This window comes from Pseudonocardia sp. MH-G8, from assembly GCF_002262885.1.
In the GTDB taxonomy this organism is placed as follows: Bacteria; Actinomycetota; Actinomycetes; order Mycobacteriales; family Pseudonocardiaceae; genus Pseudonocardia.
Window position 1 is genome coordinate 122,299 of the sequence record NZ_NKYF01000003.1, and the last position, 22,981, is coordinate 145,279.

Genomic DNA, 22,981 nt, shown 5'->3' on the forward strand with positions numbered 1-22,981 from the left:
TCAGAGCCAGCGCGGCGGCGCGGGGACCGGAGCCGGGGAGCCGTCGGGAGCACGCCCCTCGAGCCGCTCCGGGCCCGCCCGACCCACCAGCCAGCCGAGCACGTCCGCCGCGGCGCCGAGGACGACGGCCGGCGCGTCGCTGTGCGGCCCGAGCGACCAGGACTGCTCCCGGTCGCCCGGGGCGAGCCGGGCCGCGGGACAGCCCTCGGCGGTGGACAGCGTGCCCACGGCGTCGTCGAGCAGGGTGTCCACGACGTCGGGTGGGAAGTCGGCGACGGTGAGGCCCGCGTCCAGGTCCACGGCGTGCAGCCACACCTCCCGCACGCGCATCCACGGGATCTCGGCCGCGGGCACCGGCCGGCCGGCCGCGCTGCGCACCTGCGCCTCCCAGGCCTGCGGGCCGAGCGCAGCGAGCGCGGCGTCGAGTGCTTCCGCGGTGGCCACGAGCTCGTCGCGCAGCGCGTCGGCGGGCCGCTGCGCCGACGACTCGATCTCCGCGGCGCGGTGCTCGCGCGAGGGGTACATCGGTGTCTCGACACCGGTGCGGGCCCAGCGGGCGAGACGGGTGAGCGCTTCGGCGTTGCGGGCGACGTGCGCCACGACGTGGGCGCGGGACCAGCCCGGAAGCGCGCTCGGGACGCCGAGGGCGTCGTCGGGCAGCGCGTCGACCGCGCGCACGAGCAACTCGGTGCCCGCGCCCATCCAGGGCAGGGTCACCGCGACGTCCCGCCGGTCCACGCGTTCTCGCCTCCTCCGGGCCACAACGGTGCGGATCTTACGGCGCGCAGCGGTCAGCCACCGGCCAGCGGATCCGCGCCGTGCCGCGGGCGGCGCAGCTCGAAGAGGCCGTGGCGCCGCGCGGCGCGCCGCCCACGCGCGCCGGCGACCAGGCCGAGGCCTGCGCGCAGGGCGCTGGCCGCGTCGAGGGTGGCATCGCGCGCCGCCGCGGAGAGCGCCGTGAAGCTGGCATAGCCGTGCACGAGGCCGGGGAACCGGCGGGCCACCACCGGGACGCCCGCGTCGCGCAGCCGGGCGGCGAGCTCCTCGCCCTCGTCGCGGAGCGGGTCGAAGCCGGCCGTGGCGAGGTAGACCGGCGGCATCCCGCTCAGGTCCTCGGCGCGCAGGAGCGCTCCCCGCGTGTCGTGGGTGGGCACGCCGTCGGGCAGGTACATGCGCTCCAGCTCCTGCAGGAGCTGGGCGGTCAGGCCGAAGCCGTTGCCGAACAACTCGCGCGAGCCGCCGGTGCGCCCCACGTCGGTGACCGGGTAGAGCGCGAGGACGAACGCCGGCACCGGGCCGCCGAGCACCGCCTGCTGCTGCGCCACGACCAGCGCGAGGTTCGCGCCGGCGCTGTCCCCGCCGACCGCGATCAGCCCCGGGTCGGCGCCGAAGCCCGCGGCGTCGCGGTGCACCGCGCGGAACGCCGCGATCGCGTCCTCCAGCGCCGCCGGGTACGGGTCCTCGGGCGCGAGCCGGTAGTCGACCGACAGCACGCGCACCCCGGACTGGGCGGCGAGCAGCCGGCACAGCGGATCGGTGGAGGCGACGCTGCCCATCACGAAACCGCCGCCGTGGAAGAAGACGACCATCGACCGCGTCTCGGGCACGGCGGGCGGGGTGTACAGCCGCGCGGGCAGGTGCCCGATCTCGCCGGGCACCTGCAGGTCACGGGTCTCGATGTCGTCGAGGAGGCTGTCGGCCACCAGGTCGGCGGCAAGATCGGCCTGGCGGCGCTGCTCGGCGAGGGTGGCCCGGTCGATGGTGGCGCCGTCGCCGCTGCCCAGCCGGTCGATGCGGCCGAACAGCTGCAGGTCGAGATCGAGCTCCTGCCCGTCGACCCGGATGGTGCGGCCCGCGAGAACCCGCTTGAACGGCCGCGGCAGCCCGAACACGACGCGGAGGCCCCACCGCAGCGCCTGCACCCGCAGCTTCTCCCCCAGCACGTCCGCACGGTACGCCGTGTTGTCTGCCTCCGCTCCGCTCCGGCGGCTCGCGGGCCCTTCAGGCACCGCCCCGCTCGCTCCGGGGGGGTGGCTACTTCATGGCGCCCGCGTTCAGACCGTCCTGGATGCGGCGCTGGAACGCGATGTACACCGCGAGCACCGGGAGCAGGGCGATCACCAGGCCGGCGAACAGCGCGCTCCAGTCGCTGCGGTAGCCCTGGTTCGCGGCCAGCACCGCGAGGCCCTGGGACAGCACGTACCGGTCCTGGTCGGGCATGAGCACCAGCGGCAGCAGGAACTGGTTCCACAGGCCCAGGAAGTTCAGGATGCCGATGCTGATCATCCCGGGGCGGGCCAGCGGCAGCATGATCTTGAAGAACGCGCCGGCGTGCGAGCAGCCGTCCAGCATCGCCGCCTCGACGAGCGCCCTCGGCAGCGTCCGGAAGAAGCCGGTGAGGAAGAAGACGGTGAACGGCAGCGCGTACGCCGTGTAGACCAGGATCAGCCCGTGGTAGGTGCCGAGCATCCCCAGGTTCTGGACCACGAAGAACAGCGGCACCAGCGCCAGGAAGATCGGGAACGTCATCCCCGTGATGAACGTGTAGTAGATGACGTCCCGCCCGCGGAACTCGTACTGCGCGAGCACGTAGGCCACCATCGCGCCGAGCAGCATCACCAGCACCACGGCCGCGCAGACCACGATGGCGCTGTTGAGGAAGTAGCGGCCGATGTTGGCGGTGGTCCAGGCGCGGACGAAGTTCTCGAAATGCCACTCCGACGGCAGGGTCCACGGGCTGGTGAAGATCTCGCGGTCGGACTTGAAGGCCGTCAGCGCCGCCCACAGCAGCGGCACCATGGCCAGCACCGTCCACAGCACGAGGAACCCGTGCGAGAAGACGTTCAGCGTGCGCTCGGTGCCCGACGGGCCGTCGTGGGGGGTCCGGCGGTCGCGCCGCAGCGGCGGTCGCGACGGGGCCGGAGCCGATGCCGGTGTGTCGATGCTCATCTGTGCCGCCTCCTCAGTACTCGACCCGCTCGCGGCGGCCCATCCGCAGGAAGGGGACCGCCAGCACCAACGTCACCAGGCAGAGCGCGACCCCGATCGCCGACGCGTAGCCGAACCGGCCGTCGGTGAAGGCGGCGCGGTAGAGGTACTGCGCCACCACCTCGGTGGACCCGTCCGGCCCGCCGTCGGGAAGGATCACCTGCAGCAACGCGAAGCCGTCGAGCATCAGGATCCCGAGGTAGACGTACGAGGTCTTGAGCGTGTCGGTGATCATCGGCAGCGTGATGCTGCGGAACGTGCGGAACCGGCCGGCGCCGTCGAGCACCGCGGCCTCGAACACGTCGGTGGGCAGCGACTTCATCGCCGCGCTGAACACCACGTAGTAGAAACCGACGTAGATCCAGATCAGGACGGCCATCACGGCCGGCAGTGCGAACGTCGTGTCCCCGAGCCACGCGCGGGTCAGCCACTCGAAGCCGGCCACGCGCAGCAGCCCGTTGAGCAGCCCGGCCTGCGGGTTGTAGAAGAACCCGAACAGCACGCCCGCGATCACCAGCGGCACGACGTGCGGGAAGAAGAACACCACCTGGTAGAAGCGCGAGCCCCGGACGCCACCGCGTCCGGCACCGCGCCGTCCCCCCAGCGTGGTCATGCTGGCGAGGAACAGCGCGATGCCGAGCGTCACGAGCGGCACCACGATCAGCATCTGCAGGTTGTGCGACATCGCCCGCCAGAAGCGGCCGTCGCCCGCCAGCTCCGCGTAGTTCCCCAGACCGATGAAGTTGCGGTCGGAGGAGAAGCCGCTCCAGTCCGTCATCGAGATGGAGAACGCCTGCACGTACGGCGAGATCACGAAGACGATGTAGAGCAGCAACGGGACCGCGAGGAAGCTCGCGATGAACCGGTACTTGCCGTAGCGCATGGCGACCTCGGTGCTCTCGATCCGCTGTTCAGCGGCTGTACTTGGTGACGTTCGCGTCGGCGGCGAGGCGGTCGGTCTCCGCCTGCATCGCGGCGAGGAACCCGTCCGCCTTGCTGCGGCCGGCGAGCAGGTTGCCCAGCTCGGTCTTCAGCAGCTGGCTGTAGGGCGAGTACCAGGTCCGGAACTGCCAGGTGAAGACGTCCTCGCCGGCCGCGTCGAGACCGGCGGACAGCGACTCGAGCGCCGGGGTCTTCTGGATCCCGTCGGTGGCGCCGCGCACCCCGGGCACGGAGGCGGTGAGCTCGGCGAACCGGCCCGCGCCCTCCTTGGACAGCATCAGGCGCAGGTACTCCATCCCGCCGTTGACGTTCGCCGCGCGCGCCGGCACCAGGAACGCCTCCGCGGGCTGCGTGCGCAGGGCCGTGACGGGCATGGCCGCGCTCGCGTCGAGCGCCGGCACCGGCGCCATCGTCATCCCGAAGTCCGGCGGCGCGATGCCCTTCATCTCGTTCTCCAGCCAGGACCCGGAGACGTAGAAGGCCGCCTGGCCCTGCGTCCACGCGGTCTGCGCCTCGGTGTGCTTGAGGCCCTCGGAGCCGGGCATGAAGTAGCCCTTGGCCACCATCTCCTCGAGACCCTGCGTCGCCGCGAGCACCGTGTCCTGCGTCCACGAGCCCGGCTCGAGGTTGTCGATCTTGCGCACGACATCCATGCCGCCCTGCTTGATCGCCGCGCCGAGGTTGAGGTCGAGGACGTAGTCGGCGGCGTTGGTGCCCCCGTAGGCGAACGGGGAGATCCCCGCGGCCTTGACCTGCTCGCACAGCGCGGTCATCTCGTCCCACGTGGTGGGGACCGCCCAGCCGTTCTGCTCGAACAGCGGCTTCGAGTACCACATCGCGTAGGTCTCGTAGACGTAGTTGAGGATCAGGAACTGGTCGCCGAACGTGCCCTGCTCGATCACGCCGGGCAGCAGCGTGTCGCGCACCTTCACGTTCGGGTCGTCCCACGAGGGGGCGTCGAGCAGCAGTCCGAGGTCGGCGAGCTGCCCCTCGGACACGAGCGTGGCGTACTCGATCTTCTGAGCGCCCGAGTCGTCCAGCACGTCCGGCGGGCTGCCGGCCACGAAGCGCGGCTGCATCTCCTGCGCGATCTGCGTGGTGGCCGTGTGCGTGACCTCGGCCTCCGGGTAGCGCTTGGTGTACAGCTCCTGGTGGAACTTCGCGTACTCCTCGCCGTACCCGCCGTTGAAGATGACGACGTCGAGACCGGCATCGGCCGCCACACCCAGCGGGTTCTCCGCGCTCACGTCCCCTTGGACGGCGGTCGAGCCGCCGCCCCCGCTCGTCGCACACGACGAGAGCACCCCGGCTCCCGGCACGGCGAGCAGCCCTGCGGCCGCGAGCCGCTGCAGGAACCTCCTGCGGTCCAGTCCGGCGGAACGGGCCCTGTTCATGACTGCCTCCTCATCGAGATCAGTGGGATCGACGGCCGCGGCGGGCCGGACGTGCGTCAGGCGGGACGGCGGATGCGGCCTGCGTAGCGCGCTTCGAGCGCGTCGTTGTGGGCGTCACCCTCCGGGACGTTGGCCGAGAGGTAGACGGGAGGAGCCTCACCTGCGTCGAGCATCGTGCGCACCACCTCGGCCACGACCATCTGCGCCAGCAACGCGGCGGTGATCGACGAGACGGCGCAGACCGCGACCTCGCCCGCCTGCAGCGCGGCGTCGCCGTACGGGGCACCGTTGTCGAGGACGACGTCGGCCAGCTCGAACAGGCGCAGGCCGGACGGGTGCCGCGAGACGACCCGGCTCGTGTGCGCCATGGACGTGATGACGATCAGCGGGTGACCGTGCTCCTTCACGGCGTGCGCGAGCTCGACCACGGAGCCGTTGCCGCCGGAGTTGGAGGCCATGACGAACACGTCGGACGGCGAGACGCCCGCGAGGTCGTAGAGCCTGCGCCCGACCGCCGGATCGCGCTCGAGGTGCTCGGTGAACAGCAGCTCCGGCGGTTCGCCCCCGAGCAGCACCAGGTCCCGCAGGGCGATCATGTTCGTCGGGACGAGGCCCCCGGCGCGCCCGCTGATCTCCATCGCCAGAGCCTGGGAGTGCCCGGTGCCGAAGGCCTGCACGACCCCGCCCGCGCGCAGCCCTTCGACCACCAGGCCCGCCGCCGCCACCACGCCGTCCGCCTGCTCCCGCGCGACCCGGGCGACCGCCTCCTCGGCGGCGGCGGCGAACGCCGCGGCCGAGATGTGGGCCGTACTCGTGTCGGCGGTCATCACGCTCCTCCGGATGTGGTGTCGGCGGGGGTTTCGGTGCCACGGCCACGGGACCGCGGCTCGTACGGGGAGCGGTGCGGGACCACGGCGTCTGCCGTGCGCACCCAGGTGTGGGTGGCGCGCTCGTGGGTGCGCTGCGCGACGGCGAGGTAGAGCAGGTCCAGCACGAGGAACTGCGAGTGCCGGGCCGACATCTCCCCCGAGCTGTACGAGATCTCCCGCACCGAGGTGCACAGCAGGTGGTCGGCGACCTCGGCGATCGGCGAGGTCGAGAAGTTCGTGATCGCCACGGTCGTCGCGCCGCTGGTCCTGGCCTGCGCCAGCATCTCCACCGTCTCCGTGGAGCGTCCGCTGTGCGAGAGTGCGATGGCGACGTCGTCGGGTCCGAGGAGGGCGGCACTGGCGAGCCCGTTGTGCACGTCCGACCAGGTCCAGGACGCGAAGCCGATGCGGTGCATCCGCATCTGCGTGTCCTTCAGGACGGCGGCGCTGCCACCCACGCCGTAGAGGTCGACGCGGTGTGCGGCGACGACCGCGTCGACCACGGTCTCGACCGCGCGCAGGTCGAGACCGGCGGCCGTCTCGTGCATGGCCTGCAGGTCCACCGCGAGCAGCGTGCGCAGCACGCGGTCGATCGGGTCGGTGGGCAGCACGTCGGCGGCGAGGCCGACCTCCCACCCGGCCTGGTCGGCCCGGCCGATGTCGGTGGCGATGCCGACCCGCAGCTCCGTGTAACCGGTGAGGCCGAGGCTGCGGCAGAAGCGGGTGACCGTGGCAGGTGACGTGCCGCTGCGTTCGCCGAGCTCGACGATCGTGGCCCGCGACGCCCACCCGGGGTCCTCCAGGATCGCGTTCCCCACCTGGCGCAGGGCACCTGCGAGGCCGGGGAGCACGCTGCGCAGGTGCACCAGCAGCTGGCCGGTCCCCGCCTCGAGGGGCGGTTCCGATCCGGCTGTCACGGCCATCGAGAAACCTTTCACACGCGGACGGGGTGGGTGAAAATTTCCCCCAGAGCGGGTGAACTGTCAAGACTTCGGTAAGACGTTCCTACAACGAAGAGGTCACGGCTGCGGGCCCGGAGCCGGGCGGAGGCGATCAGACGCCGTGGACCGGCGGGGGCGCGCTCCGGCCCCCGCCGACGTCCTGACCGGCGGGCTCAGGTCCGCGCGCCCGCCTCGGTGGCGCCGCGGTTGCGCGCCGCCGCCCAACCGCCCAGCAGCAGCACGCCCACCAGGACCACCGTGTTGTGCGCGTACTTCGCCGCCGGCGCGACATCGCCCAGCGGCTCGGCGAGGAACCCGGTCAGGGCACCCGCCACGAGCGCGCCGGTCACGAGCGCGACGACGTGGCGCCCGGCCCACCGGTCCGACCGGGCGAGGTGTCCGACCCCGAGCGCAGACGCGGTGAGCACCGCGACGGTGGCCGCGACGCCCGTCCACGTTCCGGGCAGGAACTGGACGGCGAGCGCCGCGACCAGCGCCGGCAGGCCGACGACGGGCGGCGCCGGCACCCGGGCCCGCGTGGGCGAGGGCCGGCGGCGGCCCAGCACGACCGCCCCGGCGGTCAGCAGCGCGGCAACGGTTGCGGCCCCGGCGATCTGCCCGGCCGAGGCGTGGTCGGACTCGGTGGCGAGATGGTCGGCGAGCACGAGCGCGGCCGCCGCCAGGTACAGCACGGCCACCACGACAAGGCCCGGAACGCGCAGCCACGGCCGTCGCGACGACGCCGGGCGCAGGGACTCCACGAGCGCGATCGGGATACCGAAGCTCCAGATCGCGTGCCCGGCGACGAACGTCAACGCCGGGTAGACACCCATCCCGAGCGGCGCGACGAACGTGGGCAGCAACATCTCGTCCCAGTACTCGATGTCGCGGTACGAGCCGCTGAACATCGACTGGTCCACGATTCCGGCCTGGACCACCCCGAACGCCGTCGCGAGCGCGAGGATCCCCGGCCACCGCACGCCCAGCCGGCGGGCCGCCTCCCGGATCAGGAGGGCCGGGCCGCCGTAGAGCGGCGCGAGGATCAGCAGGCCGCCGAGCAGCACGAGCGGGTCACCCGTGCTGCTGTCGTACCCCACGAGGTACTCCGCGCAGAGCGGCGCGAGCAGCAGCAGCCCGACGGCGAGCGGCAGGCGGACGCGGCGCGGGTCGACCGGGCGGGTCACTGCGGAGCCAGCCGCGCGGCGGCGGCGACCGCCACCCCGAGTGCCGCGACGGCGAGGTTCGCGTACAGCTCGTAGCCGTGCAGCGCGTCGACGCCGGGGATCACGAGCCGGTTGACGACGTTGAGGAACCCGAGGATCGGCTGGTGGCCGAGCAGCCGGTCGATCGTCCCGCTGGCACCCACGGCCACCAGTACGACCCCGACGAACTGCAGGACGCTGCGCATGGCCGCCGACGCTACGACCGGCCGGCGGGGCCGCGGATCGGTCGCCGGGCGCGACTGCCGGGGCGGCGGGACCACGGGTGGCGGGGCACGCTCCGACCGAAGTATCGACCCCGTCGTCCTCGGTATCCGGCCGTGCCGCTGCGGGCCTCCCCGGCCACGGGCGACCGTAGGCTCGCAGCCACGATGGACCACTCCGGCGCGACACCCCGACCCCGGCGCAGCGTGCGCGACTGGGCCGTGGACATCGCGATCTTCCTGCTCGCGGTGGTGTTCGGGCTGTTCCTGGCCGAGCAGCGGCTCGCGGCCCTCCCGGAGCCCGCCTGGTTGTACGACGTCGACCAGGTCGTCGGCGTGCTCGGCTGCGCGGCGCTGTGGCTGCGCCGCAGGTGGCCGGTCCACCTCGCCGTGGCGCTGCTGGCGGTCTCGACGTTCTCCGAGCTGGTGGCGGGCGCGATGCTGGCGAGCCTGTTCACCGTGGCGGTGCACCGGGCTCCGCGCACATCCGGCTGCGTCTTCGGGCTGAGCGTGGTCAGCGCGACCTGCTACCTGGTGCTGCGCCCCGAGGAGCCCCCGCTCCTGCTCCTCGCGCTGGGCGTCGCGATGCAGGGCGCGGCCGTGGGGTGGGGCCTCGCCGTCCGGCGCCAGCGCCAGCTGGTGGTCCGGGCGCAGGAGGAGGCCCGGCTGCGGGCCGAGCAGGCGCAGATGGAGGCCCGCGAGACCGTCGCCCGCGAGATGCACGACGTGCTGGGCCACCGGCTGTCGCTGCTCAGCGTGCACGCCGGGGCGCTGGAGTTCCGTCCCGACGCGCCCGCCGAGGACGTCGCCCGCACGGCCCGGGTGATCCGCGAGAGCGCCCACCAGGCGCTGCAGGACCTGCGCGAGGTCATCGGCGTGCTGCGCGCCCCGGTGGGCGAGCTGCCCCAGCCCACCGTGGCCGACGTACCCGACCTGGTGGCGGAGTCGCGCCGCGCGGGCATGCGGGTGGACCTGCGCCACGAGATCGACGTCGCGGTCCCGGAGACAGCGGGGCGCACGGCCTACCGCGTGGTGCAGGAGGCGCTGACCAACGCCCGCAAGCACGCGCACGGAGCGCAGGTGCGGGTCGCGGTGACCGGCGCCGCGGGCACCGGCCTGGCCGTCGAGGTCGTCAACGACTCACCTGCCGGGCCGCGCCCTGCCGGGGAGCCGGGGCAGGGGATCACCGGGCTGACCGAGCGCGTCGCGCTGGCGGGCGGACGGCTGGAGCACGGGCCGACGGGGACGGGCGGCTGGCGCCTCGCCGCCTGGCTACCGTGGCCGGCGTGACCACCGTGGAACCGGTCGGCGTGCTGATCGTCGACGACGACCCGCTGGTGCGGGCGGGCCTCGCGATGATGCTCGGCGGGGTGCCGGAGATCCTCGTGGTCGGCGAGGCGGGTGACGGCGCGGAGGTGCCCGCGCTCGTCGACCGGCTGGCCCCGGACGTGGTGCTGATGGACATCCGGATGCCCGGCGTCGACGGCCTCACGGCCACCGAGCACCTCCGCGCCCGCCCCTGCGCTCCCGAGGTGATCGTGCTGACCACGTTCGACGCCGACCGGCACGTCCTGCGCGCGCTGCGGGCCGGTGCCGCCGGGTTCCTGCTGAAGGACACCCCGCCCGGGGAGATCGTCACCGCGGTGCGGCACGTGGCCCAGGGCAGGCCGGTGCTCTCCCCCGCCGTGACGCGGCGGCTGATCACCCGCGTCGCCGACAGCGACCACGACCGGCGCCGGGCCCGCGCCCGGGTGCTCCTCGCGCAGCTCAACGACCGGGAACGCGACGTGGCCGTCGCGGTCGGCGAGGGCCGATCGAACGCCGAGATCGGGGCCGCGCTGCACCTCGCGCTGCCCACGGTGAAGACGCACGTCTCGAACGTCCTCTCCAAGCTCGATCTCAACAACCGCGTCCAGATCGCGCTGCTCGCCCACGACGCCGGCCTCCTCGACCGGCCGTGAGTCAGCGGGGGGTGACCGCCCGGCCGACCGCGCCGATGTCGTGGACGTGGTGGCGGGCCTCGTGCAGGGCGTGGCGCACCAGCCAGCGGGCGGTGCGTTCCTCGTCGGGGCGCCTGCGGCCCACCCGCTCCCAGTCGGTGGTGGCCGCGATCTCGTCGAGGAACCCCGCGAGGTGGGCGTCCAGCTCGGCGAGCACCGCGTCGAGGTCGGCCTCGTTGTGCCGGAACCGCACGGTGCGCAGGTCGTTCAGCATCGGCTCGTGCACGGGCGTGTCCTCGGTGCGCGTGCGGTGCAGCCGGATCGTGGACGTCGCGAACACGTCGCGCACGTGGCAGGCGTACTCGACCACCGACCACGTCCGCGGCGCGGGGCGCACGCGCCGCAGCGCAGGCGCCACGGCGGACACGGCGGCGCGCACCTCCTCGGGCACCCCGCGCAGGGCGGCGGTGGCGGACTCCACCGAGGTGTCGGCGTAGGACATCGGGCAGTCGGCGCAGACGTGGTCCTCGCCCGCGAGCGGGGGCACCCGGGCCGGGTCCATCCGATCCTCCTCGACTCCGTCGGCTGATCGTCTGCGCGCGTAAGCTACGCCCCCGTGACGGTCGGCACCTCGCAACTGGGCATCGGCCTCGCCGCCGTCGCCCGTCCCGCCTACATCACGTCCGGCCGCGCGGCCGACCTCGGCTCGCACCGGGACGTCGACGAGCTGCGCGGCCGCACCGACGCGGTCCTCGACGCGGCGTACGCCGCCGGGATCCGCTACGTCGACGTGGCCCGCTCCTACGGGCGCGCCGAGGAGTTCCTGGCCGGCTGGCTGCAGCGCCGTCCCGAGATCGACGACGTCGAGATCGGGTCGAAGTGGGGCTACCGGTACGTGGGCGGGTGGCAGGTCGAGGCGTCGGTGCACGAGGTGAAGGACCACTCGCTCGAGGCCTTCACCGAGCAGCTCGCCGAGACCGCGGCGCTGCTCGGCCCGCGCCTGGCGATCTACCACGTGCACTCGGCCACTCCCGACACCGGCGTCCTCGACGACGCCGCGCTGCACAGGGCGCTCGCCGGGCTGCGCGACCGCGGCGTGCGGGTGGGTGTCTCCACCTCCGGGCCGGCGCAGGCGGAGACGGTCCGGCGCGCCCTGGAGATCCGGGTCGGCGGGGCGCCGCTGTTCACCTCGATCCAGTCCACCTGGAACGTGTTGGAGACCTCGGTCGGGCCGGCGCTGGCCGAGGCGGCCGACGCGGGCGCGCGTGTGATCATCAAGGAGGCGGTGGCGAACGGGCGGCTCACCCCGGGTGCCCCCGACTCCCCACCCGCCGTGGTGGCGCTCGCCGCCGAGCTCGGGGTGCCGCTGGACCAGCTGGCGATCGCGGCCGCCCTCGCCCAGCCGTGGGCCTGGCGCGTGCTCTCCGGGGCGGTCGACCCGCTGCAGGTCACGAGCAACGCGGCGGCGACCGCTGTCGCGCTCTCACCCACCGTGCTGTCGACGCTCGGCGAGCTCGCCGAGGAGCCCGGCACGTACTGGTCGTCCCGCTCCGCCCGCCCCTGGAGCTGACCCGCGGCCGTCGAGCACCGCGAGACGTACACCGCTCACGTACAGCTCGTAACGATCATTGCCGTCGCGTGGACAACGTCGGTGGCGTGTGCGATGTTGCGCTCACCCGTAGGAGTGATCGCGCTCGCCGCCGAGCGCCGCTCCCCAGCAGGAGGTGCCATGGCCGTCACCACCAGGAGCCGGACCACGCCGGCACGCCGCCGTCTCCGGACCGTCGTCGCGGCGGCCGGGGTGCTCGCCCTCGCCGCGTGCGGCAGCAGCGAGCCCGAGGTCCCCGGAGCCGACGGGTCGCTGTCCATCGCGACCGGCGGCACCGGCGGCGTCTACTACCCCTACGGGGGTGGCATGGGCACGGTCCTCTCGGAGAACCTCGAGGGCGTCACCGCCACCGTGCAGGAGACCAACGCCTCGGTCGACAACATCCTGCTGGTGCAGGACGGCGGCGCGGACATCGCCTTCGCCCTGGGCGACACCACGGCCGACGCCGTGGCCGGGGTCGCGCAGTTCGAGGGCCGCGAGGTCACGATCTGCACGCTCGGCAAGCTCTACGACAACTTCACGCAGGCCGTCACCACGAGCGGCACCGGGATCCGCTCGGTCGCGGACATGCGCGGGAAGCGGGTGTCGGTCGGCTCGCCGGGCTCGGGCACCGAGGTGATCGCGCTGCGGCTGCTGGAGGCGGCAGGCCTGAACCCCGACACCGACATCCAACGCAGCCAGCTGGGCGTCGGCGAGACGGCGCAGGCGCTGCGCGACGGCACCATCGACGCCGGATTCTGGTCGGGCGGGCTGCCCACCGGGGCGCTGGTCGACCTCGCGAGCACCGGGCAGATGGTGCTGATCCCCACCGCCGAGTACACCGAGGCCCTGGCGCAGCAGTTCGGCCCGTACTACCAGACCGCGGAGATCCCGGCGGGCACCTACCAGGGCCAGACCGAGCCGAGCCCGCAGGTCGTGGTGCCCAACGTGCTGGTCGTGCGTTCGGACATGCCCGAGCAGCTCCAGCAGGACATCACGCGCACGATCTTCGAGAACGAGGACCGGCTCACCACCGTGCACCCGGCCGCCGCGGACCTCGACGCCACCACGGCGGGCGACGTGGGCTTCGTCGACGTGTGCCCCGGCGCCCGGGCCTACTTCGACCAGGCGACGGGCTGACCGGGCACCTGCCGTGCGAGCACTGGCCGTCGCCGTATTCGCTGCGGGCCTGCTCACCGCGGGCTGCGCGGCGTCGGGCCCGGCCGTCACCGTGCGCGACGCCGGCGGTGCGCTGCTCACGCGCGTGCCGGCGCCCGGCGGCGCGTTCGCGGTGAGCTACCGCAACTCGCTCTACGGCACGCTCGCCGAGGAGCGCTACCGGGTGCAGGACGACGGCGGGTTCCGGCTCGTCCAGCTGGCCGCCGACCAGCTCGCGGTGCTCGAGGAGTACTACGCCGTGCCGGGCCCGGTGGATGCGGCGCCGGACGGCGACCGGCGCAACTGGGTCGCCCAGCCGGCGCAGCACCCGGTGTTCGGCGACCTCTCCATCGCCGCCACCGCGCTCGGCGAGCGCACCCTGCACGTCCCCGGTCACCCGCCGGTGCCCCTGCCGCCGCTGACCGGCGCGTCGGGGGTCACCGTCGTTCTCGACGTCGAGGAGAGCCGATGACCGCACGACCCGACGGCGACGAGGCCCGCGCCGACCCTCCCGGCGATGCGACGTTCGACGAGGAGGCGCTGCTCGCCGAGTACGAGACGGAGAAGCCGGCACGCCGACTCTCCGGGATCCCGCTGCGGGTCGTGCACGTGCTCGGGGCGGTGCTGTCGCTGTACGGGCTGTACTGGGTGTTCAACCCGATGCCCGCGCAGCAGTACCTGCCCTCGTTCCTGGGGCTCGGGCTGGCACTGACGTTCATGGTCTACCGCGGCTGGGGCCGCTCGCAGCCGGCCCGCACCGACGGGCGCGCGGACAACCCGCACGTGCTCGACTGGGCGCTGGCGGTGGCGTCGATCGTCCCGTTCGCCTACATCGTGGCCGACTGGGACTCGTTCTTCCGCCGGGCCGTCGTGCCCACCGACCTCGACCTCGTGATGGGCACCCTCGCCATCGTGCTGACGCTCGAGGCCGCGCGGCGCACCGTGGGCCTGCTGGTGCCGCTGGTGGTGGTCGCCTTCCTCGGCTACGCCGCCTTCGGGTCGTACGTCCCGGGGATGTTCGCCACGTCGAGCTACGACTGGGAGCGGCTGGTCGGGCACAACGTCATGGGCACCCAGGGCCTGTTCGGCGTGCCGATGGACGTCGCGGCCACCTACATCATCCTGTTCACGGTCTACGGCGCGGTGCTGACGGCGTCGGGGGCCACACGGTTCTTCATCGACCTGGCGTTCGCCGCGTTCGGGCAGTCCGGCGCCGGCCCGGGCCGGACCGTCACGCTGGCCGGGTTCCTGCTCGGCACGGTGTCCGGATCCGGCGTGGCCACCACGGTGACGCTCGGCGGGGTGACCTGGCCGCTGCTGCGCAAGGCCGGCTACCCGAAGGAGAACGGCGGCGCGGTGCTGGCGGCCGCGGGCATCGGCGCGATCCTGTCCCCGCCCACGCTCGGCGCGGCGGCGTTCATCATCGCGGAGCTGCTGAGCGTCTCCTACCTGCAGGTGCTGATCTGGGCGACGATCCCCACGCTGCTCTACTACCTCGGGATCATCCTGGCCGTCGAGATGGACGCCCGGCGCTACCGCACCCACGCGATCGACCTGGACGTCCGGCCCGCGGGCGCGCTGCTGCTGCGCTTCGGCTACCACTTCAGCTCGCTGGCCGCGATCGTCGTGTTCATGACGCTGGGGCTGACGCCGTTCCGCGCCGTCGTCTACGCCACCGTGCTCGCGTTCGTGCTGAGCTTCCTCGACCGCAGTTGCCGGATGACCCCGCGCCGCGTCTTCGACGCGCTCGCGGCGGGCGCGAGCGGCGCGCTCTCGATCATCCCGGTGATGGCGGCGGCCGGGATCATCGTCGGCGTCATGACGCTCACCGGCCTCGGGCTCAAGCTCGCCGGGATCATCGTGACGCTGGCGGGCGGCAACCTGGCACTGACGGCGGTGTTCTCCGCGATCGCGGTGACCCTGCTCGGGCTCGCGGTGCCGGTGACGGCGAGCTTCATCATCTCGTGGGTGATCATCGGGCCCGCCCTGCAGGACGTCGGGGTGCCCGCATTCGCCGCCGCGATGTTCATCTTCTACTACGCGGTGCTGTCGGAGGTGTCCCCGCCGACGGCGCTCTCCCCGTTCGCCGCCTCGGCGATCACCGGCGGCAAGCCCGTGCGCACCATGTGGCTCACCTGGAAGTACACGCTCCCGGCGTTCCTCGTGCCGTTCGTCGTGGTGCTCTCCCCGCAGGGCGTGGGCCTGCTGCTCTCGGGCGGCGTCGGCACGGTCGTGGTCGCGACGCTCACGGCGGCCGCCGCCGTCGCCTCGCTGGCGGTGGTCACCGGCGCCTGGCTGGTGGGCCCGGCGGGCGTGCCGGAACGCGTGCTGTTCGGCGTCGCCGCCATCGCCCTGCTGGTGATGGCCCCGATCGCGATCGGGATCGGGATCGGGGCCGCCGTGGCCGGCGTGCTGGTCCACCTGCTGCGCCGCCGCAGGGCGCGGGCCGCCACCGCAGGCGGCTGACCCGGCGAAGGAAAGCGAAGCGCTACCGAGCGAAAGTCGAACGACGGCGCTTTCGTAGTCGCTCGTTGACGGTTCAGGCCCTGTTTCCTAAGGTCATCGCCGGGGTGACTGCGGTCACCCGGTGGAGAGGTGGGGCCGGGTGGCGGGCATCGCGGAGCACGAGCGCCAGCAGCAGGTGCTGCGCCTGCTCGACGTCGACGGCCGGGTGAGCGTGGCCGACCTCGTGCACCGCTTCGGCGTCACCGCCGTGACCATCCGCAAGGACCTCGAGGTGCTCGAGCGCCGGCAACTGCTCGCCCGCGTGCGCGGGGGCGCCGTGTCGGCCGACGGGGCCGACGAAGGCGCCTTCGAGATGCGGCTGCGCCACGGCACCCAGGCGAAGGCGGCCATCGCGCGCGCCGCCGCCGCGCTCGTGCCCGACGGTGCCGCGATCGCCCTGGACTGCAGCACCACCTGCTACCACCTCGCTCAGGAGTTGCGCGGCCGGCGCAACCTCATCGTCGTCACCAACGGCCTGCGCGCGGCCGAACTGCTCAGCGACTCCGGCGTCACCGTCGTGCTGCCCGGCGGCACGCTGCGGCGCTCGTCGTGGTCGGTGGTGGGCGATTTCGGCGACTTCGTCGGGAGCCGGGGCCGGCTCGCGATGGGGTTCTTCGGCGTCCGCGGGCTCTCGCGCGAGCACGGGCTCATGGAGCTCACGGTCGAGGAGACCACCGTCAAGCGCCGGCTGGCCGCGGCCTGCAACGAGGTGTACGCGCTCTTCGACTCCTCCAAGGTCGGCCGCTTCGCCCTGCACAGCTTCGCGCCGTCCCAGCGGATCACCGCTCTCTACACGGACGAGGGCGCCGATCCCGACGCGCTCGCGGGCTTCGCCGAGGTGGGCGTGGCCGTCCACCGGGTGCCCGTCGCCCACGCGCACACCACGACCGGAACGTCCGCCTGACCACAGGCGCAGAGGAAGGAGCGACGATGCTCAACAGGCGCATCACCGCGGCGCTCGCCGTGGCCGCGGCGGGAGTACTGGCCCTCGCGGGCTGCACGCAGCAGAACCCCGGCGGAGGGGGCGGGGAGGGAGGCGGCGAGGACCAGGTCAGCGTCGCGTTCGTGCCCAAGCTGCAGGGCATCCCCTACTTCGAGGCGATGAACACGGGCGGGCAGAAGGCCGCTCAGGAGCTGGGCATCGAGTGGATCTACCGGGGCGCCTCGACGGCGGACCCGGGCGCGCAGACCGAGATCGTCAACTCCCTGATCCAGCAGCGGGTGGACGTCCTCGTGGTCGCGCCGAACGACCCCGACTCGATGGCCCCGGTGCTGCAGGAGGCCGCCGACGCCGGCATCAAGGTGATGACCGCCGACACCGACGCCCCGAACTCGGTGCGCGAGGCGTTCGTGAACCAGGCCTCGCCGGAAGGCGTCGGGACGGCGCTCACCGACTCGCTGCTCGAGGCGATGGGCGGATCGGGCAAGTACGCGATCGTGTCCTGCGGCCAGACCGCCGCGAACCTCAACTCCTGGATCGAGGTCCAGCGCCAGGTGACCGCGGAGAAGTACCCGGGCGCGGAGATCGTCGACGTCGTGTACGCGGGCGAGGACGAGGCGCAGGGCGTCGCGATGGCGAAGGACCTGATGAACGCCCACCCGGACCTGACGGGGCTCGTCGGCGAGTGCACCGCGTCGGCGCCTGCGGTGGCCAAGGCCGTCACCGAGGCCGGGAAGATCGGGCAGGTCTTCACCGTCGGGCTGGGCACGCCGCAGTCGATGAAGCAGTACCTGGAGAACGGCTCGTCGTCCGCGGCGATCCTGTGGGACGTCGAGCAGCTGGGCTACCTGACCGCGTGGGCGGGCCTGCAGCTGGCCTCCGGCACCCCGTTCCAGCCGACGAACGAGGTGAACGCGGAGCTGCCCGCCGTCGCGTGGGACGAGGCGAGCAAGGAGCTGCTGCTCGGCGACCCGCTGCGGATCACCACGGACAACGTCGACCAGTACCAGTACTGATGGCTCGCGCACTGCTTTCGCTGCGGGGCGTGCAGAAGCGCTACGGCGGGGTGCGTGCGCTGCGCGGCGTGGACCTCGACGTTCTCGCCGGCGAGGTGCACGCCCTCGTCGGCGAGAACGGCGCGGGCAAGTCGACCCTGATCAAGATCGTCTCCGGCGCCGAGGTCGCGGACGAGGGCACGGTGGAGATCGACGGCACCCCGCTGTCCGGCGGCAGCACGCAGGCGGCCATGGAGTCGGGGATCGCCACCGTCTACCAGGAGCCGCACCTGTTCGGCGAGCTCACGGTGGCCGAGAACGTGTTCCTCGGCCGGGAGCTGCGGGCGCGGGGGCGGGTGGACTGGGCGGCCCAGCGCACCCGGGTCGGCGAGCTGTTGGCGCAGATCGGCCTGGACCCGGGCATGGGCGACGTCCGCATCGCCGACCTGCCCGTGGCCGAGCAGCAGCTCGTCTCCATCGCCAAGTCGTTCGCGCACTCGGCGAAGATCCTGATCCTCGACGAGCCGTCGGCGATCCTCACCGATCGGGAGATCGACGTGCTGTTCGGCGTCGTGCGCAACCTGCGCGACGCCGGCGTCGGCATCGTCTACATCTCCCACCGGCTCGACGAGCTGGCGCAGATCAGCGACCGCGTCACCGTGCTGCGCGACGGCGAGGTCGTGGCCACCGAGCCGACCGGGGCACTGTCCGTGCGGCAGGTGGCGGAGCTGATGGTCGGTCACGAGCTGGGCGCCGCCACCGCCGACCGGCCGGCGCCGGCGGGTGACCCGGTGCTGGCCGTGGCCGGGCTCGGGCGCGGCGGCGCGTTCGCCGGCCTGGACCTGGCGGTGCGCCCGGCCGAGGTCGTCGCGCTCTACGGGCTGGTGGGCTCGGGCACCGGTGCGATCGCCCGCGCGCTCTACGGCGTGGATCCCGCCGACGAGGGCAGCGTGCACGTCGACGGGCGGCGCGTCCGGCTGCAGTCGCCGGGCGACGCCGCGGCGGCCGGCGTCGCGATGCTGCCCGGCAACCGCAAGCAGCAGGGCGTGTTCGCGAACAAGTCGATCGCCTTCAACATCTCCAGCGCCCACCTGAAGCACCTCGCGAAGCTCGGGTTCTGGTTCGACCGCGGGCGTGAGAAGTCCATCGCGCAGGATTTCCTGCGCCGGATCTCGATCAAGGCTCCCGACGTGGGCACCGCGGTCGGCGCGCTGTCCGGGGGCAACCAGCAGAAGGTCGTGCTCGCCCGCCAGCTCGTGCGCGCCCCCCGGGTGCTGGTCCTGGAGGAGCCCACCCAGGGCGTCGACGTGGGCGCGAAGGAGGAGATCCACCGGCTGGTGCTGGAGCTCGCCGACGGCGGCAGCGCCGTTCTCGTCATCTCGACCGATCTCGCGGAGGTGCTGCAGCTCGCCGACCGCGTGCTGGTGGTCCGCAAGGGCAGCGTGGTGCGGGAGTTCCCGCGCGGCGCGGGCCAGGCCGAGGTGCTCGCGGCGGCGGCGGGCGACGACGGCGGGCAACCGGTGGAGCCCGACGTGCAGGAGGTGCACCGGTGACCACCACGACCGCGGCCCCGCCCGCGGCCCGCCGCAGGCTGCGGGTGCGCGCGATCGAAGGTCAGGAGCTCGCGCTCATCGGCGTGACAGGGCTGCTGTGGATCGTGCTCTCGCTCGCCACGGACACGTTCCTCACCACGGGCAACGTGGCGAACGTCCTGTTCACGGTGGCGCCGATCGCGCTGGTCGGGATCGGCATGACGGCCGTGATCGTCACCGCCGGGATCGACGTCTCGGTGGGCAGCCAGGCGGCCGTGGTGATGGTGGTGGTCGCGCTGCTCCTGCGCGACGCCGGGCTCGCCTTCCTGCCCGCAGTGGCCGTCGCCGTCGTCACCGGGCTGGTGCTGGGCCTCGTCAACGGGCTGATCGTGGCCTACGGCGGCATCCACCCGATCATCGTCACGTTCGGCACGCTCAACATCTACCGGTTCGTCGCGCTGCAGATCTTCGGCAGCGAGCAGGTGGCAGGCGTGCCCGACACGCTGGGCGTGCTCGGCGGCGGCACGGAGGCCAGGCTGCTGGGCGTGCCCACCGCCTGGTGGCTCACGCTGGTCCTGGCCGCCGCCATGTGGTGCTACATGCGGCTCTGGGCCACCGGCCGGCACCTCTACGCGGTGGGTGGTGACGCGTTCGCCGCGCGCCTGGCCGGCGTGCGGGTGCGGCGGCGCCAGATCAGCGCGTACGTCCTCACCGGCGCGTGCGTCGGGCTCGCGGCGTGCGTGCTGATCGGCAGCGGCGGGCTGGTGCAGCAGAACGTGGGTACCGGCCTGGAGCTGGAGGTGATCGCCGCCGTCGTGATCGGGGGCACGAGCATCATCGGCGGCCGCGGCACCGTGCTGGGCACCCTGCTCGGCGCGCTGCTGGTCGGCACCGTCTCCAACGCCGTCACGCTGCTGAGCTGGCCCACCGAGCTCGCGCAGCTGTTCATCGGCGTGTTCATCCTCGTGGCGGTCGGCGTCGACCTGCTGCGCGAGCGGCGGAGGAGCGCGCGATGACCGAGACACAGACAGCCCCTGCTCCCGCCGCGGATCGCGGTGAGAGCCTCGCCGCGCGGGTACTGCGGATCGCGTTGACCGAGCGGGTGGTGCTGCTCGCGGTGCTGCTCGTCGTCGTGGTCGTGTGGTTCCGCGTGCTCGGCGCGGGCGGCTACCTCGTCGCCCCCTACGACGTGGGCTACCTCGGCAACGCGCTCGAGTCGATGGTGCCGTTCGCGCTGTTGGCGATCGCGGAGCTGTTCGTCATCGTGTCCGGTCGCGGCGGCATCGACCTCTCGGTCGGGGCCATCGTGTCGCTGGCCGGGATGGCGTTCGGGTTGATGGTCGGGGTCTGGGGGTGGCCGCTGCTGCCCGCGATCGTCGGCTGCGTCGCCGTGGGCGGCCTGCTCGGCGCCGTCAACGGGGCGCTGGTGGCCTACCTGCGGTTCCCGGCGCTGATCGCGACGCTCGCGACGTACTACGCGTACAGCTCGCTGGCGCTGGTCAGCAACGCGAACGCACCCATCTCCACACCGCCGGTCGTCGACCTGCACTCGCTCACCAGCAACGTCCGGCTCCCGCTGCTCCCCCCGGTCCCGCTGCACGTGTTCACGATCCTGCTGCCCTGCGCGGTGCTGGCCTGGGTGGTGGTCTCGCGCTCGACCTACGGTCGGTCGCTGTACGCGGTGGGCACCAACGACGTCGCCGCCGCGTACGCGACGCAGCCGGTGGCACGCACCCGGTTCACCGCGTTCGTGGTGTCCGGGCTGCTCTCGGGCGTGGTCGCCGTGGTGACGGTGGCCCAGTTCGCGTCCGCCCGGCCCGACGCCGGCATCGTCGGCAACGGGATGGCACTGCCCGCGATCACGGTGGCGGTGCTGGGCGGGGTCGCCATCCAGGGCGGCATCGGGCGCGTCGGCGGGGTGCTCGTGGCGGCGCTGCTGGTCACGTGGCTCAACGCCGGGATGCTGCTGGCGTTCCCCGAGGGCTCCGCGGGCAGCCGCTACCAGCTGCTCGCGCTCGGGCTGGTGCTCGTACTGTCCGCGCTGCTCAACACGCTCGCGTTGCGTCGGTACGGGAGGTTGTCGTGACGTTCACGCACCAGCCGGCCGACGTGCCGGCGGAGCTGGTGGCGCTCACCCGCCGCCTCGGCGACCCGGCGGCCGACCTCGTGGTCCTCGCCGAGGGCAACACCTCGGTCCGGCTGCCCGGCGACCGGTTCGCGGTGAAGGCCAGCGGGTCGCGGATGGACCTCGCCGAGGCGGGCGACTTCGTCGTCGGAGACCTGCCGGAGCTGGTCGAGGTGCTGGAGCGCGGCGGCACCGACCAGGAGACGCTGTCGCGGCTGCTGTCGGCCGTTCCCGTGCGTGAGCGGACGGAGGCAATCAGACACAGGGCGTCGATCGAGACGCTCGTGCACGTCGTCGCCCTGGCCGCCGGCGCCGACTGGGTGGCGCACACGCACCCGACGGCGATCGTCGGGCTGCTGGCCGTGTCGGAGGCACGGGAGCTGTGGGAGGCGCCGCTCTTCCCGGACGAGGCCGTGGTGCTCGGCGAGCCGGTGTGGGTGCCCTACGCCGCGCCGGGCATCGCGCTCGGCGCGGGTGTGCACGCCGCCGTGCGCGAGCGGCTCGACCGCGACGGCGCCCCACCGCGCCTGGTCCTGCTCGGCAACCACGGCATCGTCGCGCTCGGCGCCAGCGCGGCCGAGGTCGAGACGATCACGACGATGGCGGTGAAGGCCGCGCGGGTCCGCGCGGTGGCGCTCGGCGCCGGCACACCCGCCCCGCTGGGGATCGATCACGCCCGCGAGCTCGCCGGACGTCCCGACGAGGCAGCTCGCCGCACGCTACTGGGAGGCACCCGCACATGAACCCGCTCGGCATCCACGCGCTCGTCTGGGCCGGTGGCTGGTCGCACGAGGAGTGCGAGCACGCCGTGCGCAGCACCCGCGAGGCCGGCTACGACATCCTCGAGATCCCGGCGCTGGACCCCGCCTCGATCGACATCCCGCACACGAAGGCGGTGCTCGCCGGGCACGGCGTCCGCGGGGTCTGCTCGCTGGGCCTCGACCTGGACGCCGACATCTCCTCCCCCGACCCGGACGTGGTCGCCCGGGGGCAGGCCCGGCTCGCGGACGCCCTGGCCGTCGTCACCGGGATCGGCGGTGACTACCTGGGCGGCGCCGTCTTCTCCGCCCTGGCCAAGTACGACCGCCCGCTCGATCCGCGCGGGCGCGAGAACATGATCGCCGGCCTGCGCACCCTCGCCCGCGAAGCCGCCGGCCACGGCGTCACCGTGGGGCTGGAGCCGGTGAACCGCTACGAGTCGAACGCGATCAACACCGTGGCCGACGCCCTGGCCGTGATCGACGAGGTCGGCGAGCCGAACGTCGTGGTCCACCTGGACGTCTACCACGCCAACATCGAGGAGACCGACTTCGTCTCCCCCGTCCGCGAGGCCGGCTCACGGTTGGGCTACGTGCACATCGGCGAGTCCCACCGCGGCTACCTGGGCACCGGCACGATCGACTTCCCCGCGTTCTTCGGGGCACTGCGCGACACGGGCTACTCCGGACCCGTGACGTTCGAGTCGTTCTCACGGGCGGTGGTGTCGGCGGACCTGTCGGACCGGTTGGCGGTCTGGCGCGACCTGTGGAGCGACGGGATGGACCTGGCGACGCACGCCCGTCGCTTCATCACGGACGCGCTCACCGGCTGAAGATCCCGAGTATCGGTTGCTCATTGTTGTGATCACAGCAATGGACAACC

Annotated in this window: 23 protein-coding genes; 13 read left to right on the forward strand and 10 right to left on the reverse strand. The window is 73.2% G+C overall.

Annotated features, from left to right (window positions below; all coding sequences use genetic code 11):
* The 9 genes from CFP66_RS10365 to CFP66_RS10405 form a co-directional block, all read right to left on the reverse strand.
* On the reverse strand, positions 1-738 hold the full coding sequence (locus tag CFP66_RS10365; protein ID WP_233159300.1) for a maleylpyruvate isomerase family mycothiol-dependent enzyme: 738 nt from the start codon (positions 736-738) through the stop codon (positions 1-3).
* Positions 739-791: 53 nt separating this feature from the next.
* Entirely contained in the window at positions 792-1,943 is a 1,152-nt protein-coding gene (locus CFP66_RS10370; RefSeq protein ID WP_094922587.1) for an alpha/beta hydrolase, read from the reverse strand.
* Positions 1,944-2,034: 91 nt separating this feature from the next.
* Entirely contained in the window at positions 2,035-2,949 is a 915-nt protein-coding gene (locus CFP66_RS10375) for a carbohydrate ABC transporter permease (RefSeq protein WP_094922589.1), read from the reverse strand.
* 13 nt (positions 2,950-2,962) lie between these two features.
* Positions 2,963-3,871 carry a carbohydrate ABC transporter permease gene (locus CFP66_RS10380; RefSeq protein ID WP_094922591.1) on the reverse strand — a complete coding sequence of 303 codons (909 nt, stop codon included), beginning with the start codon at positions 3,869-3,871 and terminating at the stop codon, positions 2,963-2,965.
* A 28-nt stretch (positions 3,872-3,899) separates the two neighbouring features.
* The gene (ngcE, locus tag CFP66_RS10385) at positions 3,900-5,324 is read right to left on the reverse strand and encodes an N-acetylglucosamine/diacetylchitobiose ABC transporter substrate-binding protein (RefSeq protein ID WP_094922592.1); all 1,425 of its coding nucleotides are present in this window, start codon (positions 5,322-5,324) and stop codon (positions 3,900-3,902) included.
* 56 nt (positions 5,325-5,380) lie between these two features.
* Positions 5,381-6,151 carry a sugar isomerase domain-containing protein gene (locus CFP66_RS10390; RefSeq protein ID WP_094922594.1) on the reverse strand — a complete coding sequence of 257 codons (771 nt, stop codon included), beginning with the start codon at positions 6,149-6,151 and terminating at the stop codon, positions 5,381-5,383.
* Entirely contained in the window at positions 6,151-7,116 is a 966-nt protein-coding gene (locus tag CFP66_RS10395) for a MurR/RpiR family transcriptional regulator (protein WP_094922595.1), read from the reverse strand. The genes CFP66_RS10390 and CFP66_RS10395 overlap by 1 nt, the downstream gene beginning before the upstream one ends.
* A gap of 191 nt (positions 7,117-7,307) precedes the next feature.
* Entirely contained in the window at positions 7,308-8,318 is a 1,011-nt protein-coding gene (locus CFP66_RS10400; RefSeq protein ID WP_094922597.1) for a hypothetical protein, read from the reverse strand.
* A complete protein-coding gene (locus CFP66_RS10405) occupies positions 8,315-8,542 on the reverse strand; it encodes a hypothetical protein (protein ID WP_094923072.1) in 228 nt (75 codons plus the stop codon). The genes CFP66_RS10400 and CFP66_RS10405 overlap by 4 nt, the downstream gene beginning before the upstream one ends.
* Positions 8,543-8,725: 183 nt before the next feature.
* On the opposite strand from CFP66_RS10405, the gene CFP66_RS10410 reads away from it, so the two are divergent.
* Both CFP66_RS10410 and CFP66_RS10415 read left to right on the forward strand, forming a co-directional pair.
* Positions 8,726-9,847, forward strand: a complete 1,122-nt coding sequence (locus tag CFP66_RS10410) for a sensor histidine kinase (RefSeq protein WP_094923073.1) — start codon at positions 8,726-8,728, stop codon at positions 9,845-9,847.
* Entirely contained in the window at positions 9,835-10,518 is a 684-nt protein-coding gene (locus tag CFP66_RS10415) for a response regulator transcription factor (protein WP_094922598.1), read from the forward strand. Before CFP66_RS10410 ends, CFP66_RS10415 begins: the two co-directional genes overlap by 13 nt.
* Position 10,519: 1 nt before the next feature.
* Here CFP66_RS10415 and CFP66_RS10420 read toward each other — a convergent pair whose 3' ends face one another.
* The gene (locus tag CFP66_RS10420; RefSeq protein ID WP_094922600.1) at positions 10,520-11,059 is read right to left on the reverse strand and encodes a DinB family protein; all 540 of its coding nucleotides are present in this window, start codon (positions 11,057-11,059) and stop codon (positions 10,520-10,522) included.
* A 54-nt stretch (positions 11,060-11,113) separates the two neighbouring features.
* Between CFP66_RS10420 and CFP66_RS10425 the strand changes: the two genes are divergently transcribed.
* The 11 genes from CFP66_RS10425 to CFP66_RS10475 all read left to right on the forward strand — a co-directional run bounded on the left by CFP66_RS10425 (position 11,114) and on the right by CFP66_RS10475 (position 22,931).
* Positions 11,114-12,067 (forward strand): aldo/keto reductase, encoded by a 954-nt coding sequence (locus CFP66_RS10425; protein WP_094922601.1) that lies wholly within the window; start codon positions 11,114-11,116, stop codon positions 12,065-12,067.
* 159 nt (positions 12,068-12,226) lie between these two features.
* A complete protein-coding gene (locus tag CFP66_RS10430) occupies positions 12,227-13,225 on the forward strand; it encodes a TAXI family TRAP transporter solute-binding subunit (RefSeq protein ID WP_094922603.1) in 999 nt (332 codons plus the stop codon).
* Between the two features lie 13 nt (positions 13,226-13,238).
* A complete protein-coding gene (locus CFP66_RS10435) occupies positions 13,239-13,715 on the forward strand; it encodes a hypothetical protein (RefSeq protein WP_094922605.1) in 477 nt (158 codons plus the stop codon).
* On the forward strand, positions 13,712-15,709 hold the full coding sequence (locus tag CFP66_RS10440) for a TRAP transporter fused permease subunit (protein ID WP_094922606.1): 1,998 nt from the start codon (positions 13,712-13,714) through the stop codon (positions 15,707-15,709). The genes CFP66_RS10435 and CFP66_RS10440 overlap by 4 nt, the downstream gene beginning before the upstream one ends.
* Before the next feature lie 139 nt (positions 15,710-15,848).
* Positions 15,849-16,652 (forward strand): DeoR/GlpR family DNA-binding transcription regulator, encoded by an 804-nt coding sequence (locus CFP66_RS10445; protein ID WP_158228060.1) that lies wholly within the window; start codon positions 15,849-15,851, stop codon positions 16,650-16,652.
* A 26-nt stretch (positions 16,653-16,678) separates the two neighbouring features.
* On the forward strand, positions 16,679-17,704 hold the full coding sequence (locus tag CFP66_RS10450; protein WP_094922609.1) for an autoinducer 2 ABC transporter substrate-binding protein: 1,026 nt from the start codon (positions 16,679-16,681) through the stop codon (positions 17,702-17,704).
* Between the two features lie 29 nt (positions 17,705-17,733).
* Positions 17,734-19,236, forward strand: coding sequence for a sugar ABC transporter ATP-binding protein (locus tag CFP66_RS10455; protein WP_198961362.1), 1,503 nt, complete (start codon positions 17,734-17,736; stop codon positions 19,234-19,236).
* Complete coding sequence (locus CFP66_RS10460; RefSeq protein ID WP_198961363.1) at positions 19,233-20,231, forward strand: ABC transporter permease; 999 nt, start codon at positions 19,233-19,235, stop codon at positions 20,229-20,231. Before CFP66_RS10455 ends, CFP66_RS10460 begins: the two co-directional genes overlap by 4 nt.
* Complete coding sequence (locus CFP66_RS10465) at positions 20,228-21,301, forward strand: ABC transporter permease (RefSeq protein WP_094922612.1); 1,074 nt, start codon at positions 20,228-20,230, stop codon at positions 21,299-21,301. Before CFP66_RS10460 ends, CFP66_RS10465 begins: the two co-directional genes overlap by 4 nt.
* Positions 21,298-22,083 (forward strand): class II aldolase/adducin family protein, encoded by a 786-nt coding sequence (locus CFP66_RS10470; protein ID WP_094922614.1) that lies wholly within the window; start codon positions 21,298-21,300, stop codon positions 22,081-22,083. Before CFP66_RS10465 ends, CFP66_RS10470 begins: the two co-directional genes overlap by 4 nt.
* On the forward strand, positions 22,080-22,931 hold the full coding sequence (locus tag CFP66_RS10475; protein WP_094922615.1) for a sugar phosphate isomerase/epimerase: 852 nt from the start codon (positions 22,080-22,082) through the stop codon (positions 22,929-22,931). The genes CFP66_RS10470 and CFP66_RS10475 overlap by 4 nt, the downstream gene beginning before the upstream one ends.
* The last annotated feature ends 50 nt before the right edge of the window (positions 22,932-22,981 follow it).